Genomic DNA, 2,704 nt, shown 5'->3' on the forward strand with positions numbered 1-2,704 from the left:
ATCTGCCGCTGCGCAGCCTACCCCAACATCGTTGCAGCTATCAAACAAGTCGCGGGGACGCCGACATGAAGGCTTTCATCTATCAACGCGCCGACTCCACCACGCAGGCCGCCGCCGCTGCCATCCAACCCGGCGCCAAAATCATTGCCGGCGGAACCAATTTGCTTGACCTGATGAAATTACAGGTCGAGACGCCATCCCAGCTAATCGACATCAACCGGCTGCCGCTCGACAAGATCGAAGAAACACCCGACGGGGGCTTGCGCATCGGCGCGCTGGTTCGGAACAGCGATCTCGCCGCCGACACCCGCGTGCGGCAGCGCTACGGCGTCCTCAGTCGCGCATTGCTGGCGGGAGCTAGCGCGCAGTTGCGCAACAAGGCCACCACCGGCGGCAATCTGCTGCAGCGAACGCGCTGCTACTATTTTTATGACATCACGAAACCCTGCAACAAGCGCAGTCCCGGCTCCGGCTGCGCGGCGCTGGCCGGCTTCAACCGCATCCACGCCATTCTGGGCACCAGCGATCACTGCATCGCAACGCATCCGTCAGATATGGCGGTGGCGATGCGGGCACTCGACGCCAATGTGGAGACAATCGATCGGCAGGGCGAAACCCGCGCCATTCCTATTGCCGAGTTTCACCGCCTTCCCGGCACAACGCCCGAGATCGAGACGTCGCTCAAGCCGGGCGAAATCATCACGGCCGTCACGCTGCCTCCGCCGCCCGCAGGTGTGCAGGTCTACCGTAAGGTCCGCGACCGCGCCTCCTACGCCTTTGCGCTGGTTTCCGTGGCCGCGATCATCGACAGCACGCGCGGCCGGATCCGCTCGGCCCGGTTGGCGTTCGGCGGGTTGGGGCCAAAACCATGGCGATCGCTGCAAGCGGAGCAGCGACTGGCCAACGCGCTCGCGAACACTGCCACCTTCAATAGTGCAGCAGATGCCGTGCTGGAAGGCGCGCGCGGCTTCGGCGGCAACGACTTCAAGATACCGCTGACGCGGCGCACGCTGCACAGCGTGCTGGCAGAGGCGACCCTGACTTGAGGAAACGAAGTTATGGAAATGAACTCACCTATCGGTGCTAATGCCCTCGATACACCGGGCGTTGTCGGCAAACCTATTGATCGCGTGGACGGGCGATTGAAGGTCACCGGCGGCGCGCGCTATGCCTATGAGACGCAGCAGGACAACGTGTTGTATGGCTTTCTGGTCGAGGCCTCGATCGGAAAAGGAACGATCAGATCGATTGACACGCGTGCAGCGGAAAGGGCGCCCGGCGTCGCGCTGGTTCTCACCCATCGCAACGCGCCCTCGCAGGGTACAGGCAACCACCGCGAGGCGCACCCGGTGCTCACCGGCCCGCAAGTGACGGGTTACGGCCAGCCGGTCGCCTTCGTGGTCGCCGAAAGTTTTGAACAAGCCAGGGCGGCGGCCTACCTGGTCGACGTGAAATATGATCGGTCGAGCGGAAAATACGCGCTGCGTACCAACCTTAATAACGCGCGCGTTCCAGAGCCAAGCGATGCTCCAGCAGCCGACAACGCGGTAGGCGATTTTGCTAGCGCGTTCGCCGACGCCCCGGTGCAACTCGACGCGACCTATACCACGCCGTTGCAAAGTCACGCGATGATGGAGCCCCATGCCACGCTTGCGATGTGGGACGGAGACAAGTTGATCCTGCACACCGCGAACCAGATGCTCAACCAAGGTCAGCAGGCTATCGCGACAACCCTGAATATTCCCGTTGAAAACGTGCGCCTGATAAGTCCTTTCATCGGCGGCGGCTTCGGCGGCAAGCTCTGGGTCAATGCCGATGCCATCCTGGCGGCGATCGCCTCGCGGCAGCTCAAACGGCCGGTGAAGGTCGCGCTGACGCGGCAGCAGATTTTCCACGTCACGACGCACCGCTCCGATACGATCCAGCACGTCCGTTTGGGCACCGATCGCGACGGTCGCATCCTCGCGATCGGCCACGACGTATTCTCCGGCAATTTACCAAGCGAACAGACTTACGAGGGCGCCGCCCTGCAAACCCGCACCCTTTATGCCGGAGCCAATCGGCTGACGCGGCATCGTCTGGCGCCGCTGGATATCCCCGTGGCGTCGTCGATGCGCGCACCAGGAGAATCTGTGGGGCTGATGGCACTTGAATGCGCGATGGACGAACTTGCCGAAAAACTCAATCTCGACCCGATCGAATTGCGCCTACGCAACGAGCCGAGCGAGGACCCGGAAAAGCATATTCCCTATTCCAGCCGTCACCTGGTCGCCTGTATGCAGGAAGGCGCGCGGCGGTTCGGATGGGACAAGCGCAATCCGAAGCCCGGACAGCTCCGTGACGGACACTGGCTGATAGGAATGGGCATGGCCGCGGCGACGCGCGGCAATCCACTTCTACTCTCGAAGGCCAATGTCCGACTGGGCCCTGATGGTAGCGCAACCGTGCGAATGGCGATGACCGACATCGGCACCGGAACTTATACCGTCCTGGCGCAGATCGCCGCGGAGATGCTTGGGTTACCGATGGAACGAGTGCGAATTGAACTTGGCGATACCAACTTTCCGCGGGCAGCCGGTTCGGGTGGATCGTGGGGCGCGGGCAGCTCGGGCTCCGCCCTATTCGAGGCCTGCAATGCGCTCCGCGAAAAGCTGGCGCGGACCGCCGGCATGGATCCGGCAATCGCACACTTTGCCGACGGCAG

The 2,704-nt window shown here is 62.8% G+C and carries 2 protein-coding genes; both read left to right on the forward strand.

Annotation, left to right across the window (positions count from 1 at the left end):
• Positions 1-65 precede the first annotated feature (65 nt).
• Positions 66-1,046 (forward strand): xanthine dehydrogenase family protein subunit M, encoded by a 981-nt coding sequence (locus tag VGP39_RS13340; RefSeq protein WP_327568576.1) that lies wholly within the window; start codon positions 66-68, stop codon positions 1,044-1,046.
• Positions 1,047-1,064: 18 nt separating this feature from the next.
• Positions 1,065-2,704, forward strand: a 1,640-nt coding sequence (locus VGP39_RS13345) for a xanthine dehydrogenase family protein molybdopterin-binding subunit (protein WP_327568575.1), incomplete at its 3' end; no start/stop codon positions are given.

Source organism: Bradyrhizobium sp. (assembly GCF_036009065.1).
Taxonomy (GTDB): Bacteria; Pseudomonadota; Alphaproteobacteria; order Rhizobiales; family Xanthobacteraceae; genus Bradyrhizobium.

What these genes read in the sequence shown, in the direction of transcription:
- VGP39_RS13340 (WP_327568576.1), top strand. Translation starts at nt 66, where the DNA reads ATGAAGGCTTTCATCTATCAACGCGCCGACTCCACCACGCAGGCCGCC.